Origin of the sequence: Devosia sp. (assembly GCF_034675085.1) — a bacterium.
Classification (GTDB): domain Bacteria; phylum Pseudomonadota; class Alphaproteobacteria; order Rhizobiales; family Devosiaceae; genus Devosia.
This window is the reverse complement of sequence record NZ_JAUCDN010000354.1, coordinates 1-3,294: the sequence shown is the minus strand read 5'-3', so window position 1 is coordinate 3,294 and position 3,294 is coordinate 1. Positions and strand designations below refer to the sequence as shown.

Sequence of the window (3,294 nt, the reverse complement as noted above, 5' to 3'; positions counted from 1 at the left end):
CCAGCACCGTCATGGCGGCGAGCCAGCGCTTGGCCCCGTCGCTGTAATGCAGGCAAAAGGCCAGCAGTCCCTTGGGAGGCTGTTCCGGCTCGCCGACCGGATAGGGATTGATACGCCTCTCGAACCAACGCAGCATGAACGCCACCATAATGAAAAACCGCAGCAGACCGCCCTTGTGGCCCTTGCCCGCCGACAGCTCGTGTCAGCAGCATGAAGGCCGGTCCTGCCCGGCGGGAAATTCGGAATCGGGCTCGATACGCAAGAGGCGCAGAGGAGCCGCTGCCCCAACCGGGCAAAGCCCCCTCCCCAATGCCATAATGTTTGGCGTAAAAGAGAGGGCCGGAGCGGTCGATGGCCGATCAGGATACACGAAAGCGGCGAAACTGCTGTTGCCGCGCCGCCACATTTGAATTCAGACCGATGAGGCCACGGGACTTCCGATGCGCACCGAAACCGAGCACACCATCTATCTCAAGGACTACGCCCCCAGCCCCTATCGCATCAGCGCGGTGGACCTCGACTTCGCCATCGAGGCCGACGCCACGCGCGTGCGGGCGCAGCTCAGCATCGAGCCGCGCGAGGGCACCGCGCCGGGCACGCCGCTGGTTCTGGACGGGGACGAGCTGAGCCTGGGCTCCATCGCCATCGACGGCGCGCCACTGGTGCTTTCGGCCTATGCGGCGGACGCCAATGGCCTCACCCTGTTCGAGCCGCCGCTGCGGCGCTTCGTGCTGGAAACCGAGGTCACGCTGCGGCCCGAGGGCAATACCAAGCTGATGGGGCTCTATCGCTCCAGCGGCACCTGGTGCACGCAATGCGAGCCGGAAGGGTTTCGGCGCATCACCTATTTCCTCGACCGGCCGGACAATCTGGCCACCTATCGCGTGCGCATGAGCGCGCCCCAGGCACTGGCGCCGGTGCTGCTGGCCAATGGCAATCTGGTGGACCGGGGCGAGGCCGGCGACGGGCGGCATTTCGCCGTCTGGGACGATCCCTTCCCCAAGCCCTCCTATCTGTTCGCCATGGTCGCGGGCGATCTGGGCGCCATCCGCGACAGCTTCACCACCGCCTCGGGCCGCAAGGTGGACCTCGCGATCTATTGCAGCCATGGCAATGAAGAAAGGTGCCTCTGGGCCATGGACAGCCTCAAGCGCTCCATGGCCTGGGACGAGCGGCGCTTCGGGCGCGAATACGACCTCGACGTCTTCAACATCGTGGCGGTGAGCGACTTCAATTTCGGCGCCATGGAGAACAAGGGCCTCAACATCTTCAACGACCGGCTGGTCTTCGCCCGGCCCGAAACGGCCACCGATGGCGATTATGACGGCATCGAGCGGGTCATCGCCCATGAATATTTCCACAACTGGACCGGCAATCGCGTCACCTGCCGCGACTGGTTCCAGCTCTGCCTCAAGGAAGGGCTGACGGTCTATCGCGACCAGGAATTCACCAGCGACGAGCGCAGCCGCGCCGTGAAGCGCATTTCGGACGTGACCACACTGCGCCGGGCGCAGTTCCCCGAGGACGGGGGGCCGCTCGCTCATCCGGCACGGCCGGATAACTACAAGGAAATCAATAACTTCTATACGACCACGGTCTATGAGAAGGGCGCCGAGATCGTGCGCATGCTGGCCACGCTTCTGGGGCGCGAGCGCTTCCGCAAGGGGCTGGACCTCTATTTCGAGCGCCATGACGGAGAGGCGACCACCATCGAGGCGTTCCTGGCCGCATTCGCCGACGCCAATGGGGTCAATCTCGACCAGTTCCGCACCTGGTATCTGCAAGCGGGCACACCGCGCCTGCATGTGGAGGACCACTACGACGCGGCCAGCCAAACCTATCGGCTGAAGCTGGCGCAGGAAACGCCGCCAACGCCGGGCCAGCCGGAAAAGGCGCCGCTGGTGCTGCCGATTAAGTTCGGCCTGATCGGCCCCAATGGCAGCCCGATGGGCTGGAGCGGGGTGAGCGGGGCCGAGGTGCGCGACGACCTGATCGTGCTCGACACGCAAAGCGCTGAGCTGGTATTTACCGGCGTGTCCAGCCGCCCCGTGGCTTCGTTGCTGCGGGAATTTTCCGCGCCCGTGATCGTGGAAAGCCAGGCCAGCCAGGAAGACCTTCTGTTCCTTGCCCGGCACGACAGCGACCCCTTCAACCGCTGGCAGGCCTTGCAGGATGCGGGCATGGCGCTGGCGGTGGCCATGGTGCGCGGCCAGGACACGGACGCCGAGGCGCTGGACGCGCTCAGCAGGGCGATGCAGGACACGCTGGCCAGCCCGGCGCTGGACAACGCCTTCAAGGCGCTGGCACTGACCCTGCCCGACGAGGCGCTGATCGGGCGGGCCATCGGCAAGGATATCGACCCCGACCGCATTCACCGCGTGCGCGAGCAACTGGTGCAGGCGGTGTTCGAACCCCTGGCCACGCCGCTGCTGGAAACCTATCGCGCCCTGGCCAGCGACGCTCCCTATGCGCCCGACCCGGCCAGCACCGGGCGGCGGGCCCTGCGCAACCGGGCGCTGGGCCTGCTGGTGGCCAGCGAGGCGCCCGGCGCGGCGGTCCTGGCGGCCCAGCAATATGCCGGCGCCGGCAACATGACCGACCGGCTGGCGGCGCTCGCCACCGCCGTGGGCGCCGATACGCGCGAGGCGGCGGGCATGCTGGCCGATGTCCGCACCCGCTTCGGCGGCGATCCGCTGGTGCTGGACAAGTGGCTGGCGGTGACGGCGGGGGCTTCGCGCGGCGGGGTGATCGCCGACATGCAATCAATCCTTGCCGATCCGGGCTTTCCGCGCACCAATCCCAACCGGCTGCGCTCGCTGGTGGGCACCTTCGCCATGAGCAATCCCACCCAGTTCACCCGCGCCGATGGCGCCGGCTTCCGGTTCGTGACCGGCTTCGTGGCCGAGGTGGATGCGATCAATCCGCAGGTGGCCGCGCGCGTGCTCACCGGCTTCCGCATCTGGCCGATGCTGGAGCCTTCGCGGCGGGAAGCGGCCCGGGCGGCGCTGACCGCCTTGCAGGCGCAGGGAAGCCTGAGCCGGAACACCGCCGACATTCTGGCGCGGACATTGGCGGGGTAAACTTTGGAAGAATTTTTCTTCACCCGTAAGTGATTCAGGAGACTCACGATTTCGTCACCGCCTCCATGCGGGCCTGCCGAGGGGTCTGGACAGTTGATTCCGGCTGATTCATTGTTCGTTAAAGGGCAAATCGGTCGGGGTTAAATCCCTCACAGGATGGAGAATTTCATGCGGTCGGCGGAGACATCCGGCGCCAGCGCTATCGGATTCGGCG

General features: G+C 66.3%; 1 protein-coding gene. It reads left to right on the top strand.

Going from position 1 to position 3,294, the window contains the following annotated elements:
* Positions 1 to 440 precede the first annotated feature (440 nt).
* Positions 441 to 3,080, top strand: coding sequence for an aminopeptidase N (pepN, locus tag VDP82_RS16110; protein WP_323015847.1), 2,640 nt, complete (start codon positions 441 to 443; stop codon positions 3,078 to 3,080).
* Positions 3,081 to 3,294: the final 214 nt, after the last annotated feature.